Source organism: Streptomyces sp. NPDC054866, from assembly GCF_053610745.1.
Map to the genome: position 1 here is coordinate 26,215 of NZ_JBSGZA010000005.1, position 24,034 is coordinate 50,248.

Consider the following 24,034-nt stretch of genomic DNA (forward strand, 5'->3'; position numbering starts at 1 on the left):
CGATGGCAGAGCACACGCATGTCCTGTTCGTCGAGGACGACGACGTCATCCGCGAGGCGACGCAGCTCGCGCTCGAACGGGACGGCTTCGTCGTCACCGCGATGCCCGACGGTCTGAAGGGCCTTGAGGCGTTCCGCGCCGACCGCCCGGACATCGCGCTGCTCGACGTGATGGTGCCCGGCCTGGACGGCGTCTCGCTGTGCCGCCGCATCCGCGACGAGTCGACGGTCCCGGTGATCATGCTCTCGGCACGTGCCGACTCCATCGACGTCGTACTCGGCCTTGAGGCGGGCGCCGACGACTACGTGACCAAGCCCTTCGACGGCGCCGTCCTGGTGGCCAGGATCCGCGCCGTCCTTCGCCGCTTCGGGCACGCGAGCGGCCCCGACTCGGGGGCGCCCGCCTCCGGCGACGGCGGTTCGCCGGACGGCGGTGTGCTGCACTTCGGCGATCTGGAGATCGACACGGAGGGTATGGAGGTCCGCAAAGGCGGCGCTCCGGTGGCGCTGACGCCGACCGAGATGCGCCTGCTCCTCGAATTCTCGTCCGCGCCCGGCACGGTCCTCTCCCGCGACAAGCTCCTGGAGCGCGTGTGGGACTACGGCTGGGGCGGTGACACCCGCGTCGTCGACGTCCATGTGCAGCGGCTGCGTACGAAGGTGGGCCAGGACCGCATCGAGACGGTCCGCGGCTTCGGCTACAAGCTCAAGGCGTGAGCCGTCGGCATGGCTGAGGCTGAAGGACTGAACGGCGCGGCACGGTTCGACGCCACGGCGGCGCGTCTCGGGGGACACATATGAGCAGGGGGACGGTGGCCGCGCTGCGCGCGAAGTTGGGCTCCGGCCTGCGCACCGGCGTGCGCTGGAAGATCAGCGCGGCGATCGCGCTGGTCGGCGCCCTGGTGGCGGTGGCGCTGAGCCTGGTCGTGCACAACGCGGCGCGCGTCTCGATGCTCGACAACGCGCGTGACGTGCAGGACGAGCGGATCCTGTACGCCCAGCGGATCTACGAGACGTCCGGGCGCACGGGCCAGTTCGGCATGAAGATCGACGACCCGGAGATGCCCAAGGACCTCCTGGCGAAGGTGCTCACCGGGCGCCGCGCGACCTACGTGGAGGACCACGACAGCGGTGTGCCGGACATCTGGGCGGCGGTCCCGCTGAGCGACGGCCACATCCTGTCGCTGCACACCCGCTTCACCGACCGCAGCGCCACCGTCATGAAGGACCTCGACCAGGCCCTGGTCATCGGCTCCATCTCCGTCGTCTTCGGCGGCTGCGCGCTCGGCGTACTCATCGGCGGCCAGCTCTCGCGGCGCCTGCGCAAGGCGGCGACGGCGGCGCAGGAGGTGGCGCAGGGGCAGACGGACGTGAGCGTACGAGATGCCATCGGCGGCGTCGTACGCGATGAGACCGATGACCTCGCGCGGTCGGTGGACGCGATGGCGGACGCGCTCAAGCAGCGCCTCGAAGCGGAGCGCCGGGTGACGGCTGACATCGCGCACGAGCTGCGTACGCCGGTGACCGGCCTGCTCACGGCGGCCGAACTGCTTCCGCCCGGCCGCCCGACCGAGCTGGTCAGGGACCGGGCGCAGGCGATGCGCACGCTCGTCGAGGACGTGCTCGAAGTGGCCCGTCTGGACAGCGCTGCCGAGCGGGCCGAGTTGCAGGATCTGATGCTGGGCGAGTTCGTGACGCGGCGGATCGCGGTCCTCAACTCGGACGTGAGCGTGACGGTGGTGCACGAGTCGGAGGTCACCACCGACCCGCGCCGCCTCGAGCGCATCCTGGGCAACCTCCTCGCCAACGCGGCCAAGCACGGCAAGCCGCCGGTCGAGGTCAGCGTCGAGGGCCGCGTGGTGCGGGTCCGCGACCACGGCCCCGGGTTCCCCGCGGGTCTTCTGGAGGAGGGGCCGAGCCGTTTCCGCACCGGTAGCACGGACCGCGCGGGCGTCGGCCACGGCCTGGGCCTGACGATCGCCGCGGGCCAGGCGCGGGTGCTCGGCGCGAGGCTCACCTTCCGCAACGTGACCCCGGCCGGCGCGGGCCCGGACGACCCGGCGGAGGGCGCGGTGGCAGTCCTCTGGCTCCCGGAACACGCCCCGACGAACACGGGCAGCTTCCCGATCCTGCAGCTGCCGGACAAGTACAAGTAGCTGAGCCCAGGGGCGGCACGCACAGCAACGGGCCCCCGGCACCAGAAGGTGCCGGGGGCCCGTTCAGCCGAGGGGTGGGACCGCAGGTCAGACGACCTCTGCAACCGCGTCCCGCGGACCAGGCGCGGCGTCCCCAGCCGCACCCCCCTCGGCCGGCTTGTCCGCCCCCGCGGAGCCGGAGCCCTCAGGCTCGGAATCCTTCGGCCCAGCCCCCCGCAGGGGAACCTCCCTCACGAACAGCGCAGCGACAAGCGCCGCCACCCCGATGACCGCCCCCAGCAAGAACGCCGAGTGCGTACCGGCAGAAACAGCATGCTGATACGCATCCCGCACCGCCTCCGGCAGCTTCGCCAAGCTGTCCGCGTCCAGCTGCGCCGACTGCTCGGTGACCTTGCCCCCCAGCGCCCCGCCACGCTCGGACATCGTGTCCTCGACCCGGCTGTTGAACAGCGCGCCCATGATCGCGACGCCGAACGACGAACCGAGCGTACGGAAGAGCGTGGCCGAGGACGACGCGACGCCCATGTCCTTCATCTCGACGCTGTTCTGCGCGACCAGCATGGTGATCTGCATCAGGCAGCCCATGCCCGCGCCGAGCACCGCCATGTAGAGGCCCGACGTGAACCGCGTGGTGTCGGTGTCCATCTGCGACAGCAGGAAGAGCCCGATGACCATCAGTACGGTGCCGGCGATCGGGAAGATCTTGTACTTGCCGGTGGAGGTGGTGAACCGGCCCGAGAAGAACGAGACGACCATCATCGCGAGCAGCATCGGCAGGAGCAGCAGACCGGAGTTGGTGGCCGAAGCGCCCTGCACCGACTGCTGGTAGAGCGGCAGGAACAGCATCGCGCCGAACATCACGAACCCGGTGATGAAGCCGACCACCGACATCAGCGTGAAGTTGAGGCTGCGGAAGATGTGCAGCGGCAGTATCGGCTCGGCGGCCTTCTTCTGCACGATGACGAAGCTGATGAGCGAGACGACGCCGATCGCGATGAGCTCCATGATCACGGTCGAGGTCCAGGCGTACTCCGTGCCGCCCCATGTGGTGACGAGCACGAGCGAGCTGATGCCCACGGTCAGCAGCGCCGCGCCGAGGTAGTCGATGCGCCCCTTCGCCTTCTTCTTCGGCAGGTGAAGGACCGCGGTCACCATGGCGAGCGCGACGGCTCCGAGCGGCAGGTTGATGTAGAAGGCCCAGCGCCAGCCGAGGTGGTCGGTGATGGTGCCGCCGACGAGCGGTCCGCCGATCATGGCGACCGCCATGACGCCGGTCATCATGCCCATGTACTTGCCGCGCTCCCGCGGCGAGACGAGCTCACCGATGATCGCCATGACGCCGACCATCAGACCGCCCGCGCCGAGCCCCTGGACGGCACGGAAGCCGATCAGCTGGCCCATGTCCTGCGCCATGCCGCTGAGCACGGAGCCGAGCAGGAAGATCACTATGGAGGTGAGGAAGACGCCCTTGCGCCCGTACATGTCCCCGAGCTTGCCCCAGATGGGGGTCGAGGCCGCGGTCGCGAGCATGTACGCGGTGACGACCCACGACAGGTGTTCCATGCCGCCGAGGTCACCGACGATCGTCGGCATCGCGGGGCTCACGATCATGTTGTCGAGCATCGCGAGGAGGATGGTGACCATCAGCGCCATCATCACGACGCGCACACTGCGCGGCTGAGGCGCGTCCTTCTCCGACCCCGCTGGTATCGCCGGCTCCCCCGGCTTTTCCTTGATCTCGGCCATGTTCCCCACTCCCCGGTTACCCACTTCGTGCTCCTACTTACTTGCCGCCCGGCAAGCTGACTACACTGAGGGAAACTAGACCCCCAACTAGCCGGGCGTCAAGTAAGTAAAATCGGATCCAAGGATTCGAGTCGAGGGAGCCGAGGAGCAAACAGATGGTCACGGGCAAGCAGCAGCGCCGCGGGGACACCCGCCAGCGCATCCAGGACGTGGCCCTCGAACTCTTCGCCGAGCAGGGCTACGAGAAGACGTCACTGCGCGAGATCGCGGAGCGTCTGGACGTCACGAAGGCGGCGCTCTACTACCACTTCAAGACCAAGGAAGACATCCTCACCAGCATCTTCGAGGACCTGACCAGGCCCATCGACGAGCTGGTGGAGTGGGGCAAGGAGCAGCCGCACACGCTGGACGTCAAGCGGACGATCCTGACCCGCTACAGCGAGATCCTCACGGACGCGTCCCAGCTCTTCCGCTTCATGCAGGAGAACCAGGCGACGATGCGGGACCTGAAGACGGGTGAGACCTTCAAGGACCGCGTGTTCAGCCTGCTCGACATCCTCCGGGAGCCGGGCTCGCCGATGACGACCCAGGTGCGCTGCTTCAGTGCGCTGTTCACGATGCACGGCGGGATGTTCGTGCTCAAGGACGCCGAAGGCGACCCCGAGGAGAAGCGCAAGGCCATCCTCGAGGTCGCCATCGATCTGGTGACACAGGCGCACGAGGGCGCCTGAAGTAACCGCTGATCAGACGGTTACTGGGTGACTGGGTGACTGATCAGACGGAGACACCGTTGGAGCGCAGGAACGCGACCGGGTCGACCGCCGAGCCGTAGTTCGGCGTCGTACGGATCTCGAAGTGCAGGTGCGGGCCGCTGGAGTTACCGGTGTTGCCGGACGCGGCGATGTGCTGGCCGGTGCCGACGGTCTGGCCGACGCGCACGTCGATCTTCGACAGGTGCGCGTACTGCGAGAACGTGCCGTTGTCGTGCTTGATCACGATGGCGTTGCCGTACGCGGGACCGTCACCGGCGCCGTTGCCGCCGGCCTTGACGACGGTGCCGTTGTGCACGGCCTCTACGGAGGTACCGATCGACACGGCGAAGTCCTGGCCGGAGTGCTTGCTGGACCACATGTTGCCGCCGAGCCCGAAGGACGCGGAGAGCGTGTACTTGTCGACCGGGTCCTGCCAGCCGGCGGCCTTCTTGGCGGCGGCCTGCTTCGCCTGCTTGGCCTGCTCGGCCTTCTTGGCGGCGGCCTGCTTGGCCTTGGCGGCGGCCTTGGCCTGAGCGTCGGCCTGCGCCGAGATCGAGTTCGCGGAGACGCCGGGCAGCGCGCCGCTCTTGGCGTCCGCGGCGGCTGCGATCCCGGAACCGAGAACGGCGGACGCCCCGAGCCCGAGGCCCGCGACGGTGATGACGGCCGTCCGCGTACGGAGCAGGGACAGGCCGGACTGGTGGGACGTGGCGCGCTTCGACATGGCGGATTACCTCCGGGATGGGGAGCGTGTACGTGACACCGCCGCATGTCGCTGCGAGACACGTGAGACACAAAGGGACCCGGCCACACGCTTCGCTGCGTTCCGCCGGGGCCTCACCTTGGTAACCCGCACCCCGCCCCCTGCTCAAACACCCCATCTACTACCTAAAGCCGTAGCCAGACGCCCACCTTTCGCCCCCTTGACACTGACAAATCCCGACAATTACCCCTTCAGCCAGTTGCCGGAATCAGCGGCCGCGGCAAGGTTTAACCACACATCGACAGGGCATCTCGCGCCAGCACTGGCACGACCCGGGGGTGCACGCCCCCGACGAGCCCAAGGTCCCGCGGGTTGCCTGCCGAAGGTCCCGAGGCCCCCTCCACCCAGGGCCACTATTCCACCTAGTACCGGACATAACGCCTGTGCGTCATGTCACCGGCCCCCGAGATCCACAACCCCCGGAATGTGACCGGCGCTACGCTGCGGCGCATGGATCCCGCGGTCATAGGCGCCCGGCTCGCCTCGGGCGTCGTAGCCCCTCTGGTCAAGAAACTGTTCGTACGGGAGGGGGCGGGGGCAGGCCTGACGGACAAGCCGGTACGGCTGTCCGGCCTGGTGTCCTTCAGGGGCGAGAAGCGGACCCTGACAGAACGGGACGTGCGGCGCCTCGCGAGCGAGCTGGTGGCGGGCTCCCTCTCCTCGCCCGGCGAACGTCCCTTCCCGCCGGACGAGGCGGAAGCGGTGACGGACGCCTTGGCCCGCGCGCTCCTGACCCTCGGCGACCTCGACATGGACGACGTCCAGGCGGTCCGCCTTGGCCACCGGAGGCTGGCCCGCTCGCTCATCCACAACGCGTCGGCCTCCGGCCTTTCCGCGGACGCCGCGTTCTTCCTCGACTCGATCACCGAGTGGGCCTGCCTGCACATCCTGCAGTTCTTCACGCAGCGCTCCACCTTCGTCGCGGCGACACTCGTGGCCCAGAGCCGAAGCCAGGACGAACTCATCGCGAAGGTCGACGAACTACTCGCCCGCAATCCGACTCCCGGAGCGCAGGACGTGGCCTTTGAGCGGCGGTATCTCGCGTACGTGGCGAGGAAGCAGGGGAAGCTGACGATCTTCGGGATCGATCTGGCGAACTCACCGGGGCGGTGGCCGCTGGATGCGGCGTACATGTCCTTGGAGGCGACGGAGCGTGGAGGAAAGTTCCAGCTCTCGCAGCGGGAAGTGGCAAACGCCCTGGCAGAAACGGGCCCCGCGTACGCGCAGTGGGCGGACCAGGTCGCGGAGTCGGCCTCAACGCCATGCCCCGCCGACCAGGCACTGGCCGACCACGACCGCGTACTCCTCCGGGGCGAGGCGGGCTCAGGCAAGACGACCCTGATCCAGTGGCTGGCGGTGAGTGCCGCGGGCCACACCGTGGACGACGCCCGCATGACCTACCTCCACGACCGCATCCCCTACGTACTCCCCCTTCGCAGCCTCACCCGCCACGGCGAGCGCCTCCCGGCGCCGGCGGACTTCCTCTCGGCGGTCGGCTCCCCACTGGCGGGTACGCAGCCCAAGGGCTGGGAGTCCCGCGTGCTGACCGCGGGGCGTGCGCTGATTCTGGTGGACGGGATCGACGAGATCCCGGAGTCGGAGCGCACGCGCACGCGGGGCTGGCTGAGCGATCTGATCGACGCGTACCCCGGCAATCGGTGGCTGGTGACGTCGCGCCCTTCGGCGGTACGGGAGGACTGGCTCGCGGAGCAGAACTTCACTGAGCTGACGCTGTCGCCGATGAGCCGGTCGGAGGTGACCGCGTTCATCCACCGCTGGCACGAGGCGGCGCGAACGGGTGCACCGGAGGAGGACGCTGCTCTCGCCGCGTACGAGACCCAGCTCCTGGACGCGGTAGGAGCGAGGCCGGACTTGGGCCGCCTGGCGACCAACCCGCTGATGTGCGGCCTGATTTGTGCTCTGCACAGGGATCGGCGGGGTTTCCTCCCTCTGGGCCGCAAGGATCTGTACTCGGCGGCCCTTTCGATGCTGCTGATCCGCCGGGACCGTGAGCGCGACATGCACGTACCGGAACTGCGGGAGGAGCCGCAGCTCCAGCTGCTGCAACGGCTCGCCTACTGGCTCATCCGCAACGGCCGTACGGTGATGGACCGTTCACGAGCCGAGTCGATCATCGCGGACGCGTTGCCGGCCGTCCCGGAGCTGGCCGCACTGGGCGGCGCGAAGGAGGTGTACGCCCACTTCCTCCACCGCAGCGGACTCCTGCGCGAGCCGGGCCCGGGCACGGTCGACTTCATCCACCGCACGTTCCAGGACTTCCTCGGGGCGCGAGCAGCGGTGGACGAGGGAGACTTCGGGCTCCTGGCACAGCACGCGACAGGCGACCAGTGGGAGGACGTCATCCGGATGGCGGTGGCTCAGGCACGGCCACGTGAACGGGCGGAGATCTTAAGGGAGTTACTCAGGCACGGGGACGCGCGCGGGGATGACGTACCAGGGCGGAACCGTAGCCACCTGCTGGCGGCAGCCTGTCTGGAGCATGCGGCGGAGCTGGCCCCCGAGGTGCGGCAGGAAGTGGAGCGGCGGATGTATGCGCTGGTACCGCCGGCCAGCACGGAGAGGGCTCTCGAACTGGCGGCGGTCGGGCCCATGATTCTGGACCTTCTGCCGGGCCCGGACGTTCTGAGTGACACCGTCGCCGATTTCGTGGCGGTCACAGCGACGAATGTTCCGTCGGACGCAGCGATCCCGTTTCTCGCGCGACTTGCCCGGCACCCGTCGCCGGGCGTGCGAAGGCAGCTCATGTGGGGCTGGGGCCGCTACGCCTGCCGTCCGTACGCGGAGCGCGTCATTTCCCAACTCGACGATGGGGTAACGCACTTCACGCTGCGCAGCACCGATCAGATCGTGGAACTCGAACGTCTGGGCATCCGCCCAAAGCTGCTGGACATCCGGGACACGGTTTCGCCCACGGCCGCCGGCCGCCTGCTCGCGGCATGCGACCCCGAAGTCCTCGTTCTCAGGATGCCCCCCACCCGGCTCTCCCCCGAGGCACTCAGCGGGCTGCGCAACCTGAACCGGCTTCGCCTCATCGACATCAGCGAACCCTGGAGCCTCAGCCTGTTCCCTACTGAAGCCCCGATACGGACGCTGGAGATGTACAACTCGGGCTACACCCTGCGTGATCTGGATTCGGTGGACAGATGGCCGGAGTTGGAGCAAGTCGCGCTCAGCTATGCGGACGGCCCGCATGCTCCCGAGGAATGGGAGGCGCTCGGACGTCTGCCTCGCCTGACCCAGCTGGACCTCTCGTCCGGCAGCCTCGCCTCAGCGCCCCCCGGCCTGACGCTGCCCACGGTGACCCGCCTGTCGCTGCGCCATTCGACCGGCCGGACGAACGCGGCACGCCAGATCGCCAGGCTGTTTCCAGGCGTCGCGCACCTGTCCTTGTTTGCGGCTGGGAGGCGGCTCGAGATTGATGCCGCCCCCTTGGCCCTGCTCCCCGCACTGAGGCAGCTGTGGGTACCCGAGCACCGGGTCTCCGGTCTCAAGCAGCTCCCCTCGCGCATCGAGGTATGTCACTACACGTACCTGCCTCAGGGACTGAGCTGAAACCACGCCCCCTCGCCCCCCGATACGCACTCTCATGACTACGAGGCGCCGCCCTGGCCCGCGCTGCCGAGCGGGAGGACCTTGACCGAGGAGCCGGAGCCGTCGGTGACGGGCAGGGTCGCGGCGCCGGGCCAGTCCATCGTGTACGACTTCGTCTCACCGGGCGGGGTCACCACGAGGCCCGTGACGCCGACACCGGAGCCGCCCGAGTCGTTCATCGGGTAGCTGATGGAGAAGAACACCGACTTCCCGTCCTTGAGAACCATCCGCGCGGCCGGCTGACCACTGCGCTCCGCGGAGAGCGACCCCTCGCTGGTCTTCAGGTCCACACCGGCGAACCCGGACATCACGCAGTCCTTGCCGCCGACGTTCGTCATCTGCACCGCGACGGAGCCCTCGTCGTCGCCGTCGATGGTGCTGTCCGACGCCGAGATGTCCAGGGCGTCGGTACGGCACTTGGCGACCTGACCGCTCTCGCTCGAACCGGTCCCGCCGCCGGCCGCGGCCCCGGCGTCCGCGCCCTGCCCGCCGGAACTCTGCCCGGCCGTGTCCTTTCCGCCGCCCTGCTCGGAGCCGCCCGAGTCCGAACCGCTCTGCTCCGAACCGCCGCCCGACGAGGACGAACTCGACGCGGCCGACGGGTCGCCCTGTCCCGTCACGTCATCGCCGTTGCAGGCGGTGAGCGAGAGGCTCGCGGCGACGGTCAGAGCCGCGGCGGCGAAGCGCAGGTTGCGGCGACGAGTGGCAGTGGCGGTGGTGTTGGAACGCATGGCGGGTCCCCATCGGGTTGTCGGTGTCGCTCCGTCCTCGGAACAACACCGACTCTGATCGAGGGCGCTAACGCCGAGCTCCCACCCGACTAACATCCGCCTAACGCACGCGGGGCAGCCGAAGGGGCCTGCCCGGCGGACTGCCGGACAGGCCCCTGACCAGGGAAAATGGGCCCTGGTCGACGGCTCAGCGCTTGAGCGTGAAGGTGAAGTCGCCAGAAAGCTTGCCGCTCAGCCGGACCGCCGAGACGAGCTTCCCCTCCACGATCAGCCTCTCGACCTCGGCCCGCGAAAGACCACAGCCCTCGGCGATCAGTCGCGCCGGCCGGACGGGAATCCGCGCCGCGAAGCGGACCGAGATGTCGATCACCTCGCGGTCCAGGTGATCCGACCCGCCGGTGTCGAGACGCCACGCACCGCCCCAGTCAAGGGCGATGCGATTACGACGCCGCAGAACGGGATCCTGAAGCAACTCACCAGCCAGGACAGGGTCGTTGCCGTGCATCCGGTCCAGCAGGCCAGCAGGTATGGAGCGCACGTTCGCCCGCTCCAGAACCGTGAGCTTCGCGGTTTCCCCGCAAGCGGTACAGAGCACGAGGAGCCAGGCGTCGAGGAGCTTGTGGTTCGCGTTGACGCGAAACTTGCCGTTCGCCCGGAAGCGCTGGGACGCGCAGGCGTGGCAACGGCGGAGAACGGTAGGCAGGCAGGTGGGCATGACCACCCAGCGATTGAGCACAGAAGTACACCGGTTTCAGTGAGAAGTCCGCAGCAAAAAGCAGCGCGGCGCGCAGAGCGCGACGCGCGACGAATCAGCGCTCGGGAAAACTCACAGGGTGTACAACGGCACGTCCTTGCCCAGACGACTCGGTTCGGCAGCACGGTAGCGGCACCCAGCCCCGCCCCTCCACCGCTTTTCGAACGTCTCCCCGCCGGAATACCCCGTACGCGCCCAGGAGTTGGCCCCCACATGACGACAGAATCAAGCTTCGACCCCCACGCCCTTCTCGCCCGGAGCACCCTCGGCGTGCTGGCCACGATCAAGTCCGACGGACGCCCCCAGCTCTCGCCCGTCATGCCGTCGTACGACCGCTCCGCGGGCGTCATCCGCGTATCGACGACCGCGAGGACAGCGAAGATCGCGAACCTGCGTCGCGACCCCCGCGCCGCGCTGGAGGTGACAAGCCCCGACGGCCGCGCCTGGGCCACCGCCGAGGGCACGGCCACGCTCATCGGCCCCGGGACCGACCCGCAGGGCCCCGAGGTCCAGGCCCTGGTGGACTACTACCGCGCCGCCGCAGGCGAGCACCCGAACTGGGACGAGTACCGCGAGGTCATGGTGTCCGACCGCCGGGTGCTGATCACGATGAAGGTCGACAACGTCTACGGCACCAAGCTCTCGTAACGACGTCCCAGCCGGCCGGGACCCCATCTGATCGCAGAAAAGTCCCACCCCCACCCACCCCGTGAACGCCCCCAAGTGGGACTTTCCTGCAATCCCCCCAACCCCCGCCACCCCCCGCCCCCTTCACCTACCCTCAACACATGGTCGAAGCCAGCACGCTAGGCGCCCGTATCGCGTCCGGTGTCGTCGTGCCGCTCGTCAAGAAGCTCTTCGTGGCCGACCAACCAGGCGCGGCCCTGGTCGAGAAACCGGTGAAGATCTCCTCGCTCGTCTCGTTCCGCGGGGAGAAACGCAGCGTCACGCCCAAGGACGTCGAGAAGGTCGCCGCCGAGCTCGTGCGCAGGGCTCTCAAAGCCGCCGGCCCCCATGAACAGCCCATCGACCCGGCGGAAGCCCTCGCCGTCAAGAACGCCCTCGCCCACTCCCTCGCCGCCCTCGGCACCATCACCATCGAGGACTACGAAGCCGTCGCCCTGGGGCCGGAAGGCTTCGCGCGGCTCCTGCGGTCCAACTCGGGCACCGTCGTCATCTCCTTCGGCCTCAGCGGAAGCGCGGAGCTGTTCTACGACCAGCTCCTGCACACCGCATCGCTCCACATCCTCAACTTCTTCTCCCAGCGATCCACCTTCATCGCCCGTCAACAGGTCGCCCAGACCCAGCAGTTGGCCCGCCTCGCCCAGACCATCGACATCCTTCTCGACCGGCTCCCCTCCCAGACCGCCGAGGACGCCGCCTTCGAAGCCCGTTACGCCAACCACATCGCCGAGCGCCACGGCACCCTCACCATCTACGGCCTCGACGCCGGTACCAGCGAGTGGCCCCTCGACACCGCCTACCTCAGCCTCGAAGCGACCCGCGAGCGCTTCGGGCCCGGCCTCGGCGGCAGCGGGCTGCACGTGCCCGCCGAGCAGGTCCTCGCGCAGCACGACCAGGTCCTGCTGCGCGGCGTCGCCGGATCCGGCAAGACCACCCTGGTCCAGTGGCTCGCCGTGACGGCGGCGAACCGGACGTACGAGCACGGCCTCACGCATCTCATCGGGCGCGTGCCGTTCGTCCTGCCGATGCGGCGGATCCTGCGGCCGGGAGCCGAGCTGCCCATTCCGGGGAACTTCCTGGCGGCCGTCGCCTGCCCGGTCGCGGGCGAGCAGCCGCCCGGCTGGGTCGAACGCGTCCTGCGCGCCCGGCGCGGCGTACTCCTCGTCGACGGGATAGATGAAATCGCCGGTGATCGGAGGGAGTCCGCCCGGCGGTGGCTGCGTGAGCTCGCGCGGACCTTTCCCGGCAACCTATGGCTCGTCACCTCGCGTCCCTCCGCCGTCCCCGAGCAGTGGCTGACCGCCGTCGGCTTCAACGAACTCACGCTCTCCCCGATGTCCCGCCACGACGTCGCCACGTTCGTACGCCGCTGGCACAGCGCCGCCGGGGCCGACGAGTCCACCGGGGTTTCCCTGCTCCAGGCCGTACGGACCACGACCGAGCTGAACCGCCTCGCCACCAACCCCCTGATGTGCGGGATGCTCTGCGCCCTGCACCGCGACCGGAACGGCTTCCTGCCCCAGGACAGGAAGTCGCTCTACGAGGCCGCGCTCTCGATGATGCTCGAACGGCGCGACAGGGAACGGGGGTTGGACGATCCGGGCGGGATCCGGATTCCGTACGCCACCCAGATCCAGCTCCTTCAGCGGCTCGCGTGGTGGCTGATCCGCAACAGCCGTTCGGAGATGGACCGTTCGGACGCGCTGCACATCATCACGCAGGCGCTCCCCTCCCTGAATCTGAGCAGCGACGCGGAGGAGATCTACACCTCGCTCCTGCTGCGGTCCGGTCTGCTGCGTGAACCCGCTGACGGGCGCGTCGACTTCCTCCACCGGACGTTCCAGGACTATCTCGGCTCCCGCCTCGCCGTTCAGGAGCTGGACTTCGATCTGCTCCTGAACAACGCGGACAAGGACCAGTGGGAGGACGTCGTCCTCCTCGCCATCGCCCACGCGCGCCCGAAGGAGGCCGAACAGATGCTGCGGCGGCTCGTCGAGCGGGGCACTCCGCGCGGCAAGCTTCTGGCGGCGGCCGGGCTGCCGTACGCGGCGGAGGTGGCGCCCGCGGTCCGTTCGTTCGTGGAGGTCGGGGTGCAGCTGCTCGTGCCGCCGGGATCCAGCGCGGACGCCGAGGAACTGGCGCAGTCCGGCGGCGAGTTGGTGCTTTCGCTACTGCCCCCGGCCGACGGGCTCGACGACCGCACGGCCCGCCATGTGGTGCGTACGGCATGCGAGTTGGGCAGCGATACTGCACTGCACTTCCTGACCCAGTTCCGCGCGCACCCGAGCATGGACGTCCAGCGGACCCTCGCCGCCTCCTGGCCGCGTTTCGACCGCGAGCTCTACGCCCGCGAGATTCTCGCGCACCTGCCCCGCCAGGCCCGCGTCACCGTGCGCGACACCGAGGACCTCCGCGCCCTGCGCTCCATCGGCGGCTGGGCGGACATCCAGGTCGTCGGCGCCTACCGCGTCGAGGACCTGACCGACCTGATCGTGCGCGAGCGGCTCACCCGGCTCAGCCTGGAGGCGTCCCATCCCGTCGAAGGGCTGGCCTGGCTCTCGGCCTTCCCGAACCTCAGAAGGGTCGATGTGACCTCTGAGGTCACCGAGGCGGTGGCCCTACAGGTCCCGGGCCGGATCGAGCTCATCACCCCTCCACCGTGGAGGAGTTGACCTACCCTTGACCTTCCACGACACGCGAAATCCAGCCCGCGACACACGAAATCCCACCCGCAGGGACGCCCTATGTCCATGGAGCCCGTTGTCCGCATCCCCTCGACCCTCGCCGCACCCCTGGTACAACGGCTCATCCGGCAGCCTCCCGCGCAGCCGCCCAACACACCCGATCTGATCGCCGCCCTCACCACCTGGCGCGGCGCCGACGCCCCGGCCACACCGGACGACGTGCACCGCGCCGCCGCGGATTTCGTCCACGTCGCCGCCGAGGCGCACTCCGCCCCGACGACCGAACTCGCCTCTGTCGTCGACGTGTTGACCCGCACCCTCCTCGCCATCGGCGAACTGGACCTCACGGACGTGGACGCCGTGCGCCTGGGCCCGCAGGACTACGCACGGCGCCTTCGCGGCGCCGTGCAGGGCGCGGACCGCGCCCTGTCCCCCGGCGCGGCGTGGTTCCACGACGAGCTACTGGTCGCCGTGTGTCTGCACGTCCTGTACCACTTCGTACGGCGCTCCCCGCACATCCAGCGGCACATGGCCGAGCGCGCGAGCCGCATCCGCCAGCTCATCGACCTGAACGACGCGGAGGCCGCGGCCCGCCAGCCCGAACGCTCCGAGGAGGACCGGGACTTCGAGGCCGCGTACGCCGAAGAGGTCGTACGGCAGCACGGCTGGCTCACCATCGTCGGCGTGGACCTGGCCAACGCGCCGGACCGCTGGGCCCTGGAGGACACCTACCTCAGCCTGGAGGCCGAGGAGAGCAGCGGCAGCGGCGTACCGGGCGAGCCGCGCACCGTGCTGCTCGCCGACCGGGCCCTGGAGGGGCACGAGCGGGTGCTGCTGCGTGGCGTCGCCGGCTCGGGCAAGACGACCCTCGTCCAGTGGCTCGCCGTGGCCGCGGCGCGCGAGGGCGCCCGCGTGCCCTTCGTCCTGCCGGTACGCCGCTTCGCCCGCGAGGGCTTCCCCGCACCGGACGACTTCCTGCACGCCATCCGCCACCCGCTGGCCGACCAGGCGCCCGAGGGCTGGGTCGTGCGCACCCTGCTCGCGGGCCGCGCCATGCTCCTGGTCGACGGGATCGACGAGGCCCCGGAAGCGACCCGCGTCGATCTGCGCAACCAGCTGCGCCGCCTCCTTCGCATCTTCTCCGGCAACGGCTGTCTGGTGACCTCGCGCCCCTCCGCCGTCGAGGACGGCTGGCTCGCCCAGGAGCGCCTCGCCGAAGAGGGCTTCAAGGAACTCTCCCTCGCGCCGATGTCACGCGATCAGGTCACCCGCTTCATTCACGACTGGCACGCGGCCGCGATGAGCGACGACCAGTGCAAGGAGCAGGCGGACCGCGACAAGCTGCGGGAGTACGAACAGCGCCTCCTGCACTCCGTGCGCATCTACCGCGAGCTGCGCCAGCTCGCCACCAACCCCCTGATGTGCGGCCTGATCTGCGCCCTGAACCGCGACCGCTCCGGCTCGCTCCCCAAAGGCCGCAAGGAGCTGTACGACGCCGCCCTCGAAATGCTCCTCCAGCGCCGCGACCCCGAGCGCGACGTCTTGTACGCCGATGACGTACGGCTCCAGCAAGGACCCCGGGAGCTGCTCCTGCGCAAACTGGCCCACGCGATGGTGGAGGAGGGGGTCTCGGAGCTGCCGCGCGAGCGCGTGGTCGCCATCCTGGACGGCGCGCTGCCCGCCATCCCCTCCGCACGCGCCGAGGGCGACGGCGAGAAGATCTTCCGTCATCTGCTGCACCGCACGGGCCTGCTGCGCGAACAGGCAGGCCACTCGGTTGACTTCATCCACCGCACCTTCCAGGACTATCTCGCCGCCAAGGAAATAGTGGCCCGCGGCCAGTTCCGAACCCTCGTCGAGCACGCGCACCGCGCCGAGTGGGAGGAGGTCATCCGCATGGCCGCCGCCCACGCACGGCCGGAGGAGTGCGCCGACTTCCTCGAGCGGCTCCTGGCCGCCGCCCCGAACCTGCGCCGCCCTCACGTGAACCACCGGCGCCTGATGGCCGCGGCCTGCCTGGAACACGTCACCGAACTCGACCCGGCGGTGCAGCAGCTCGTCCACGACCGTACGAAGAACCTCGTGCGCCCCACGACGGAACTGGCCGCCCGCAGCCTCGGCTGGGTCGGCCCCATCGTCCTGGAGCAGCTGCCGGACCCCGAGCAGGTGCCGAGCGACCAGCAGGCGCTCCTCCTGGCGATCACGGCGACCCGCGTCCAGGACGACGCCGCCATCGACTACCTCGCCCGCCTGCGCCACCGCTCGGCCCTGGCCATCCGGATGGAACTGGCCCGCCCGTGGCGGCACTTCGACACCGAGCGGTACGCACGCGAGATCATCGCCCACCTCGACCCGGTCGGCCTGTACTTCCCCGTGTCCGAGACCGCCGAGCTCGTGGCGCTGCGGCACCTCGGCGGGCGGCCGTGGATCCAGGTGGTGGGCGTCATGCGCACCGAGGAGCTCCTGGACGGCCTGGAGCACGAGCAGCTCACCCACCTGTGGGTCACCGCGGAACTGGCCGACACGGACATGTCCTGGCTCACCCGCTTCCCGAACCTGAGCGTGCTCAGGGTCAACCCCAGGCTGCCCCGCGTACGGAACGTACCGGAGGGAATCACGATCACTTCGTGACCCCACAGCAAAGGGGCTGCCCCGGACCGTGAGAAACGGTCCGGGGCAGCCCCTGCACTGCTGTACTGCGGGCCCGAGAGCCGGAGGCTTACGCCTCCTTGCTCAGGTTGGGCCCGGCGCCACCAGCGGCCTGCTCGATCGGCGGGACATCCGGAAGCGCCGCCTTCTCCTCGCCGCGGAAGGTGAACTTGGCTTCCTCGCCCTCACCCTCCGTGCCGACGACCACGATGTGGCCGGGGCGGAGCTCGCCGAAGAGGATCTTCTCCGACAGGATGTCCTCGACCTCGCGCTGGATCGTCCGGCGCAGCGGCCGGGCGCCCATGACGGGGTCGTAACCCTTCTTGGCCAGGAGCTTCTTCGCGTCACCGCTGAGCTCGATGCCCATGTCGCGGTCCTTCAGACGCTCGTCCACCTTGGCGATCATGAGGTCGACGATCTGGATGATGTCTTCCTCGGTGAGCTGGTGGAAGACCACCGTGTCGTCGACACGGTTCAGGAACTCCGGGCGGAAGTGCTGCTTCAGCTCGTCGTTGACCTTGGTCTTCATGCGCTCGTAGTTCGTCTTGACGTCACCCGACGCGGCGAATCCGAGGTTGAAGCCCTTGGAGATGTCACGCGTGCCGAGGTTGGTCGTCATGATGATGACCGTGTTCTTGAAGTCCACGACCCGGCCCTGGGAGTCGGTCAGACGACCGTCCTCCAGGATCTGCAACAGAGAGTTGAAGATATCCGGGTGGGCCTTCTCGACCTCGTCGAAGAGGACGACCGAGAACGGCTTGCGGCGGACCTTCTCCGTCAGCTGACCGCCCTCTTCGTAACCGACATATCCGGGCGGCGAACCGAAGAGACGCGAGACCGTGTGCTTCTCGCTGAACTCCGACATGTCGAGGGAGATCAGGGCGTCCTCGTCACCGAAGAGGAATTCGGCGAGCGTCTTGGAAAGCTCCGTCTTACCGACACCGGACGGGCCGGCGAAGATGAACGAGCCACCGGGACGCTTCGGGTCCTTCAGACCGGCGCGCGTACGACGAATCGCCTGCGAAAGCGCCTTGATGGCGTCCTTCTGGCCGATGACGCGCTTGTGGAGCTCGTCCTCCATGCGCAGCAGACGCGAGGACTCCTCCTCGGTCAGCTTGAAGACCGGAATGCCGGTGGCCGTCGCGAGGACCTCGGCGATGAGCTCGCCGTCGACCTCGGCGACGACGTCCATGTCGCCGGCCTTCCACTCCTTCTCGCGCTTGGCCTTCGCCGCGAGGAGCTGCTTCTCCTTGTCGCGCAGAGAGGCGGCCTTCTCGAAGTCCTGCGAGTCGATCGCGGACTCCTTGTCGCGGCGGACACCCGCGATCTTCTCGTCGAACTCGCGGAGGTCCGGCGGCGCGGTCATCCGGCGGATGCGCATCCGGGAACCGGCCTCGTCGATCAGGTCGATCGCCTTGTCCGGCAGGAAGCGGTCCGAGATGTACCGGTCGGCCAGGGTGGCGGCCTGGACCAGCGCCTCGTCCGTGATGGAGACCCTGTGGTGGGCCTCGTAACGGTCGCGCAGACCCTTGAGGATCTCGATGGTGTGCGGCAGGGACGGCTCCGCGACCTGGATGGGCTGGAAGCGGCGCTCGAGGGCCGCGTCCTTCTCCAGGTGCTTGCGGTACTCGTCCAGCGTCGTGGCACCGATGGTCTGCAGCTCACCACGGGCGAGCATCGGCTTCAGGATCGAAGCCGCGTCGATCGCGCCCTCGGCGGCGCCCGCACCCACCAGGGTGTGGAGCTCGTCGATGAACAGGATGATGTCGCCGCGGGTGCGGATCTCCTTGAGGACCTTCTTCAGGCGCTCCTCGAAGTCACCGCGGTAGCGCGAACCGGCGACCAGCGCGCCGAGGTCAAGCGTGTAGAGGTGCTTGTCCTTCAGCGTCTCGGGCACCTCGCCCTTGACGATGGCCTGCGCCAGGCCCTCGACGACGGCGGTCTTGCCGACGCCGGGCTCGCCGATGAGCACGGGGTTGTTCTTCGTACGGCGGGACAGCACCTGCATGACCCGCTCGATCTCCTTCTCGCGCCCGATGACCGGGTCGAGCTTGGACTCACGAGCGGCCTGGGTGAGATTCCGGCCGAACTGGTCGAGCACCAGGGACGTGGAAGGCGTGCCCTCCGCAGGACCGCCTGCGGTGGCGGTCTCCTTGCCCTGGTAACCGGAGAGCAGCTGGATGACCTGCTGCCGCACCCGGTTGAGATCGGCGCCCAGCTTCACGAGGACCTGGGCTGCGACGCCCTCGCCCTCGCGGATCAGGCCGAGCAGGATGTGCTCCGTGCCGATGTAGTTGTGGCCCAGCTGAAGGGCCTCGCGGAGCGAAAGCTCCAGGACCTTCTTGGCACGGGGGGTGAAGGGGATGTGCCCGGACGGGGCCTGCTGGCCCTGACCGATGATCTCCTCCACCTGCTGGCGGACCGCCTCGAGCGAAATCCCGAGGCTCTCCAGGGCCTTAGCGGCGACACCCTCGCCCTCGTGGATCAAGCCCAGGAGGATGTGCTCGGTGCCGATGTAGTTGTGGTTGAGCATCCGGGCTTCTTCCTGAGCCAGGACGACAACCCGCCGCGCGCGGTCGGTGAACCTCTCGAACATCGTTAATCGCTCCTCAGAGCGGTCAGGCAGTAAGGGGGCTGTCCCCTCCCTGTCCTTCCGCAGCTTAGTCCCGCAAGCGGGGACCGCTCATTCCAACTGCCGACACCCGGCCGAGAACAAGAGGTGCCTCCTGACCCCGAACGCCGACAACTGCTCCAACCCGATGGTGCGAGACGATGTTCCCGCAGGCCAAGCACTTACCCTCACCACCACTACGCCGATGGCGAACGTGAGACGGCCTCGCGCGTGTGTCGCCCCTCCCCACTAGGGATGTCTTACCCGTAAGGACTGACACTCCATGCGGCGCGCGCCGGTTCCCTCCGCTACGGGCGAACACCCTTGCGCGGCCGAACACGCCCTTACGCCCTCTTTCCGGACACTGAGAGCAATCGCAACACCACTCTGCGTAACCCGCGACCCTTCCGGCCGGTTGCTCCATGCATGGCCTTCACCGTTCCCCAGCCCCGTGTACCGGTCGAACAGAGCGACCCGGTGCGGCAGTGGTACGAGAACGAACTCGGCTGGGCCACGGACGGCCGCGGCCCCGGACTGCCGGTGCGGCTCCTGACGGGGCTCCGCTTCGACGTACTGCAGCTGCCCGCCGAGGCCGGTTTCGCCGCGCTGCGCCATCTCGGGCCGAAGGCTCCGGTGGCCCTGCGGGGAGAATCGATGCGGCTCTTCGTGGCCGCGGGGAGCGCCGAGGAGCTGCCGGGGCTCCTGGAGTGGCTGGAGTGGGGTGGCATCCCCCTGGACCTCACGGCCATCGGTGCGGGCGGACGGATCGACGCGCCCACGCCTCCGGGGTGGTCCGGCTCGCAGGGGGCCGCCGTATGGCTGCGACCCCCAGAGCCCGGGTGCGAGGTGGAGCCGACGCTGCCGGCACTGCCGTCCCTGTCGTGCGTGGGGGGTGGCACCGTGCCCCACAGCGACCCCGCCGTGGGCTCCGGTCTCGTACGACTTGTGGACACGGCGGCAACGCAGTGCCACCGGGTCCGGTTGCGACGGACCCGTCGTCAGCCGTTGGCCTTCTCGTAGGCCTCGCGGATGGACGCGGGGACGCGGCCGCGGTCGTTGACCTCGAAACCGTTGTCCTTCGCCCAGGCGCGGATCGCCGCGGTGTCCTGACCGCCGCTCGCGGCAGAGGCACGGGCTTTGGCGCGCCCGGCCGAACCACGGCCACCGGTACGACGACCACCCTTGAGGTAAGGCTCAAGGAGACCGCGGAGCTTGTCCGCGTTCGACGTGGTGAGGTCGATCTCGTACGACTTGCCGTCCAGCGCAAACGTCACGGTCTCGTCTGCCTCGCCGCCGTCGAGGTCATCGACAAGAAGGACCTGAACCTTCTGTGCCACCGGATTTCCTTTCATCGATAACTTAGGGCCGGATCGCACGGCGCGAGCCGCAGAATCGCCGCCCCCTGTTATATGCAGTACTGCAGTACGTCGGAAAGCAAACCGCTTTTGCTGGAAAAACACAAACCCCCGGGAGAGACCGGGGACCCCGAGAACCCAGGAAACATGCGCGTTTCGGACATAGGGAACCGGGGCAGCAGGCAGCTCGGAATACCGGCGACGATCACAGATGCAGAAGCATCCGGCTGTTGCCCAAGGTGTTCGGTTTCACTCGTTCGAGGCCGAGGAACTCCGCGACACCCTCGTCTTTGGAACGCAGCAGCTCGCTGTAGACATCTCCGTCGACAGGCGTCTCACCGATCTCCACGAAGCCGTGCTTCGCGAAGAAGTCGACTTCGAAGGTGAGACAGAAAACCCGCCGGACACCGAGCCAGCGAGCGGTCTGCAGCAACTTCCCCAACACCTGATGACCTACTCCGGCGCCCTTGACGTCGGGGTTCACCGCGAGAGTGCGTACTTCCGCGAGGTCTTCCCACATCACGTGCAGGGCCCCGCAGCCGACGACCTCGGCGTTGTCGTCGCGTTCCGCCACCCAGAACTCCTGGATGGACTCGTAAAGGGCGACCGTCGCTTTGTCGAGCAGGATCCCCTGACGGGCGTAGGAGTCGAGGAGGTTGCGTACGACCGGCACATCGGCGGTGCGCGCCCGGCGTACGGAGACTGCTTTAGCGCTGAGTTCAGGGGGTTCCGCTGGCATGACCGGACGCTATCGCTCTGCTTCGGGCTCCGCCTCGCCGGGGTTCTCCGAGGCTTGAGTGGCGAGGGCTTGAGTGGCGAGGGCTTGAGAGTCCGGGCCCACGATCCGCATCGCGTCACTCAGTGCTTCGCGCTGTTCCGCCGACATCATCCCGAAGAACGCGACGAGAGCGGCGGCGGGGTTGTCGCTCTGCGACCATGCTTCGTTCATCAGTGCGGCGGCGTAGGCGGCCCGAGTGGAGACCGCCTCATATCGATAGGCACGGCCTTCCGCTTCACGGCGCACCCAGCCCTTCTGATGAAGATTGTCCAAAACGGTCATGACGGTGGTGTACGCGATGGACCGTTCCTGCTGAAGGTCTTCCAGGACTTCTCGAACGGTCACGGGGCGGTTCCACTTCCACACCCGTGTCATGACTGAGTCTTCGAGTTCTCCCAAGGGGCGAGGCACACCAGAACAATAGTGGGAGATGTCACTAATGACGTGACGGACGTGGCGGAGGCGCCATTTCCCCAACAAAAAGGGCGTACGACTCGGAATGTGAGCGAGTCGTACGCCGGTCGGTCCTGGGTGGGGTGTCAGGCCGGGCGTCTGTCAGGCCGGGTGTCAGGCCTTGGGGGTCTGCCGGGCGCCTTCGGCGCGGGAGATCACGGCGTCGACGGCCGCGTCCTCCTTGGCCTTGTTGGCGCCGCCCTGGGTCTTCACGATCGTCACGATGAGACCGCCGAAGAACACGGCCATCACTACGGGGGGCAGGAGCGCGGAGACGTATTCCATGCCCCCAGAGTAGCTAGCCCGCGGCGAGCTGGTGCGGCGGGTCCGTCGGGCGGCGCTTGGGAGGGAAGACCTCGGCCGGGGTCGGCACGGGGCGTGGCGGCTCCGGAGTGGCCGGTTTCGCCGGAGGGGAGTTCGGCGTCTTGGGTTTCGGCGCCGCCCGGTCGCCCGCGCCGCTCCGGCCGCCGGGGAGGGCGAGCAGGCGTGTGCGGGACGCGGGGACGAGGGGGCGGGGCGCCGGGACGGCCGCACGGTCCGTATGGGAGCGGCCCGCGAGGCGAGCGCGTACGGCCTGTTCGGCGACGGTCCGGCAGCGGTCGAGGAGGGCGGCGGCGACCGGGTTGCCGCGCAGGGCGCGCAGCGCGGCGAGATCGTCGGCGCCCGGCTGATAGCCGGAGCCGAGGACGTCCTCCAGGAGCGCGAGGTAGCCGGCTGCGGTGCCGGGCAGGGCCGCCCGGTAGCGGGCGAGGTCGGCCAGCAGGAAGGCGCGGAGCCTGGCGCCCTCGCTCACCGCCTCGTCGACGGCGCCGGCTAGGCGAAGGCAGTCCTGGACGTCCTCGTCGGAGACGGGGCTGGGATGCAGGGCGAGGGCCAGAGCGCGGCGGAGCACACGCAGTTCCTCCGCACCGAAGGCCATGCCGCCGCGAGATCCGTATGGCGTGGGCATGGACTGACGATACGTGCAAACTGGACAAAATCCGCTTAACGCCAATATGTGGCGTGGCTTCACTCCGAGCGGCGTCGGATCATCGCGAAGACGACCGCGCCGACTCCGAGGGCACCGGCCGCCGCGGCGGCGATCCAGGGGAGCACGCCCGCGCCGGTGTCGGCCAGGGAGTCGTCGGGGTCGCGCTCTTCCCTGTCCGGTGAGATGGGGGACGTGGTCGAGGTGGGGGACGTGGTCGAGGTGGTGTACGGGGAGGCCGTCGCGGCCGGGAGGCTCACCGCGTGCACGGCATGGCCGCCGCCGGGTCCCGTGGCCGCGCTCGCCGTCGCGGCAGGACCGGCGAGGCCGGCCAATACCCCGGCCGCCACTGCCGCGGCCAGTCTTCTCCTACGCCCCATTTGCTCCACGCCCGCTCGAACTTCTCAAGTCCCGTCCCTGCGCAGACTCTTGTATGGGGCGCAGGGTTGTGTGCGCAAGCCCCGCTTATGAGCCGCCAGTTATGAGCCGACGGCCTGGGCGGTCGGGGCGGCCGTGGCGGTCGGGGCGCTCAACTCCGGGAGACATTCCGCTCGTAGACCAGGCGCAGGCCGATGAGGGTCAGCCACGGCTCGTGCTCGTCGATGACCGTGGCCTCGCCGAGCACCATGGGCGCGAGGCCGCCGGTCGCGATGACCGTCACGTCGTCGGGGTCGCCGCCCTGGCCCGCGAGCTCGCGGGCCATGCGCTGTACGACGCCGTCGACCTGGCCCGCGAAGCCGTACAGGATGCCGGACTGCATGGCCTCCACGGTGTTCTTGCCGATGACGCTGCGCGGCCGGGCCAGCTCGATCTTGCGGAGCTGGGCGCCCCGTACGCCGAGGGCCTCCACGGAGATCTCGATGCCGGGGGCGATGACGCCTCCGGTGTACTCGCCGCGCGCGGAGACCGCGTCGAACGTCGTCGCCGTACCGAAGTCGACGACGATGGCGGGGCCTCCGTAGAGCTCGACCGCCGCGACCGCGTTGATGATGCGGTCGGCGCCGACCTCCTTGGGGTTGTCCATGAGGATCGGCACGCCGGTCTTGATGCCGGGCTCCACAAGGACGGCGGGCACGTCTCCGTAGTACCGCCTGGTGACCTCGCGCAGCTCGTGCAGGACGGAGGGGACCGTCGAGCAGATGGCGATTCCGTCGATGCCGTCGCCCAGCTCGTCGCCCAGCAGGGGGTGCATGCCCATCAAGCCGTTGAGGAGCACGGCGAGTTCGTCGGCGGTACGGCGGGCCTCGGTGGAGATGCGCCAGTGCTCGACGATCTCCTCGCCGTCGAAGAGGCCGAGGACGGTGTGGGTGTTTCCGACGTCGATGGTCAGCAGCATGTCG

General features: G+C 68.9%; 20 protein-coding genes. 8 read left to right on the top strand and 12 right to left on the bottom strand.

The window, feature by feature from the left end; translation table 11 throughout:
- Nucleotides 1–2 precede the first annotated feature (2 nt).
- Both cseB and cseC read left to right on the top strand, forming a co-directional pair.
- Complete coding sequence (cseB, locus tag ACWGI2_RS25005) at nt 3–716, top strand: two-component system response regulator CseB (RefSeq protein ID WP_453697762.1); 714 nt, start codon at nt 3–5, stop codon at nt 714–716.
- Nucleotides 717–796: 80 nt separating this feature from the next.
- Complete coding sequence (cseC, locus tag ACWGI2_RS25010) at nt 797–2,155, top strand: two-component system sensor histidine kinase CseC (protein WP_453697763.1); 1,359 nt, start codon at nt 797–799, stop codon at nt 2,153–2,155.
- Between the two features lie 87 nt (nt 2,156–2,242).
- On the opposite strand, the gene ACWGI2_RS25015 is transcribed toward cseC, so the two are convergent.
- Complete coding sequence (locus ACWGI2_RS25015) at nt 2,243–3,901, bottom strand: MDR family MFS transporter (protein WP_453697764.1); 1,659 nt, start codon at nt 3,899–3,901, stop codon at nt 2,243–2,245.
- A 155-nt stretch (nt 3,902–4,056) separates the two neighbouring features.
- On the opposite strand from ACWGI2_RS25015, the gene ACWGI2_RS25020 reads away from it, so the two are divergent.
- The gene (locus ACWGI2_RS25020) at nt 4,057–4,632 is read left to right on the top strand and encodes a TetR/AcrR family transcriptional regulator (protein ID WP_453697765.1); all 576 of its coding nucleotides are present in this window, start codon (nt 4,057–4,059) and stop codon (nt 4,630–4,632) included.
- A gap of 43 nt (nt 4,633–4,675) precedes the next feature.
- Here ACWGI2_RS25020 and ACWGI2_RS25025 read toward each other — a convergent pair whose 3' ends face one another.
- On the bottom strand, nt 4,676–5,377 hold the full coding sequence (locus ACWGI2_RS25025; protein ID WP_453697766.1) for a M23 family metallopeptidase: 702 nt from the start codon (nt 5,375–5,377) through the stop codon (nt 4,676–4,678).
- A 489-nt stretch (nt 5,378–5,866) separates the two neighbouring features.
- Here ACWGI2_RS25025 and ACWGI2_RS25030 point away from each other — a divergent pair, with 489 nt between their 5' ends.
- Nucleotides 5,867–8,989, top strand: a complete 3,123-nt coding sequence (locus ACWGI2_RS25030) for an NACHT domain-containing protein (RefSeq protein WP_453697767.1) — start codon at nt 5,867–5,869, stop codon at nt 8,987–8,989.
- 38 nt (nt 8,990–9,027) lie between these two features.
- Here ACWGI2_RS25030 and ACWGI2_RS25035 read toward each other — a convergent pair whose 3' ends face one another.
- Nucleotides 9,028–9,759: a DUF4232 domain-containing protein gene (locus ACWGI2_RS25035; RefSeq protein WP_453697768.1), complete on the bottom strand. Its 732-nt coding sequence runs from the start codon at nt 9,757–9,759 to the stop codon at nt 9,028–9,030.
- A gap of 187 nt (nt 9,760–9,946) precedes the next feature.
- Nucleotides 9,947–10,474 (bottom strand): DUF1062 domain-containing protein, encoded by a 528-nt coding sequence (locus tag ACWGI2_RS25040; RefSeq protein ID WP_453698283.1) that lies wholly within the window; start codon nt 10,472–10,474, stop codon nt 9,947–9,949.
- Nucleotides 10,475–10,726: 252 nt separating this feature from the next.
- On the opposite strand from ACWGI2_RS25040, the gene ACWGI2_RS25045 reads away from it, so the two are divergent.
- From ACWGI2_RS25045 to ACWGI2_RS25055, 3 genes are all read left to right on the top strand, one after another.
- On the top strand, nt 10,727–11,161 hold the full coding sequence (locus tag ACWGI2_RS25045; RefSeq protein ID WP_453697769.1) for a PPOX class F420-dependent oxidoreductase: 435 nt from the start codon (nt 10,727–10,729) through the stop codon (nt 11,159–11,161).
- A gap of 140 nt (nt 11,162–11,301) precedes the next feature.
- On the top strand, nt 11,302–13,869 hold the full coding sequence (locus ACWGI2_RS25050; RefSeq protein WP_453697770.1) for an NACHT domain-containing protein: 2,568 nt from the start codon (nt 11,302–11,304) through the stop codon (nt 13,867–13,869).
- Nucleotides 13,870–13,947: 78 nt separating this feature from the next.
- Nucleotides 13,948–16,512: an NACHT domain-containing protein gene (locus tag ACWGI2_RS25055; protein WP_453697772.1), complete on the top strand. Its 2,565-nt coding sequence runs from the start codon at nt 13,948–13,950 to the stop codon at nt 16,510–16,512.
- Nucleotides 16,513–16,600: 88 nt separating this feature from the next.
- On the opposite strand, the gene ACWGI2_RS25060 is transcribed toward ACWGI2_RS25055, so the two are convergent.
- The gene (locus tag ACWGI2_RS25060; protein ID WP_344524723.1) at nt 16,601–19,126 is read right to left on the bottom strand and encodes an ATP-dependent Clp protease ATP-binding subunit; all 2,526 of its coding nucleotides are present in this window, start codon (nt 19,124–19,126) and stop codon (nt 16,601–16,603) included.
- A 441-nt stretch (nt 19,127–19,567) separates the two neighbouring features.
- Between ACWGI2_RS25060 and ACWGI2_RS25065 the strand changes: the two genes are divergently transcribed.
- A complete protein-coding gene (locus tag ACWGI2_RS25065; protein ID WP_453697773.1) occupies nt 19,568–20,161 on the top strand; it encodes an SCO3374 family protein in 594 nt (197 codons plus the stop codon).
- Here the strand turns inward: ACWGI2_RS25065 and ACWGI2_RS25070 are convergent.
- The 7 genes from ACWGI2_RS25070 to ACWGI2_RS25100 all read right to left on the bottom strand — a co-directional run bounded on the left by ACWGI2_RS25070 (nt 20,140) and on the right by ACWGI2_RS25100 (nt 24,030).
- Entirely contained in the window at nt 20,140–20,478 is a 339-nt protein-coding gene (locus ACWGI2_RS25070) for a histone-like nucleoid-structuring protein Lsr2 (RefSeq protein ID WP_361829427.1), read from the bottom strand. The two genes, ACWGI2_RS25065 and ACWGI2_RS25070, sit on opposite strands and share 22 nt — an antisense overlap.
- Before the next feature lie 223 nt (nt 20,479–20,701).
- Nucleotides 20,702–21,235 (bottom strand): amino-acid N-acetyltransferase, encoded by a 534-nt coding sequence (locus ACWGI2_RS25075; RefSeq protein WP_160506416.1) that lies wholly within the window; start codon nt 21,233–21,235, stop codon nt 20,702–20,704.
- A 9-nt stretch (nt 21,236–21,244) separates the two neighbouring features.
- Entirely contained in the window at nt 21,245–21,685 is a 441-nt protein-coding gene (locus ACWGI2_RS25080; protein WP_453397087.1) for a BlaI/MecI/CopY family transcriptional regulator, read from the bottom strand.
- A 156-nt stretch (nt 21,686–21,841) separates the two neighbouring features.
- Nucleotides 21,842–22,012 carry a hypothetical protein gene (locus ACWGI2_RS25085; RefSeq protein ID WP_202121271.1) on the bottom strand — a complete coding sequence of 57 codons (171 nt, stop codon included), beginning with the start codon at nt 22,010–22,012 and terminating at the stop codon, nt 21,842–21,844.
- A 13-nt stretch (nt 22,013–22,025) separates the two neighbouring features.
- The gene (locus ACWGI2_RS25090; protein WP_453397140.1) at nt 22,026–22,646 is read right to left on the bottom strand and encodes a hypothetical protein; all 621 of its coding nucleotides are present in this window, start codon (nt 22,644–22,646) and stop codon (nt 22,026–22,028) included.
- An 89-nt stretch (nt 22,647–22,735) separates the two neighbouring features.
- Complete coding sequence (locus ACWGI2_RS25095) at nt 22,736–23,074, bottom strand: hypothetical protein (RefSeq protein WP_453697775.1); 339 nt, start codon at nt 23,072–23,074, stop codon at nt 22,736–22,738.
- A gap of 149 nt (nt 23,075–23,223) precedes the next feature.
- On the bottom strand, nt 23,224–24,030 hold the full coding sequence (locus ACWGI2_RS25100) for a type III pantothenate kinase (RefSeq protein WP_399397203.1): 807 nt from the start codon (nt 24,028–24,030) through the stop codon (nt 23,224–23,226).
- Nucleotides 24,031–24,034: the final 4 nt, after the last annotated feature.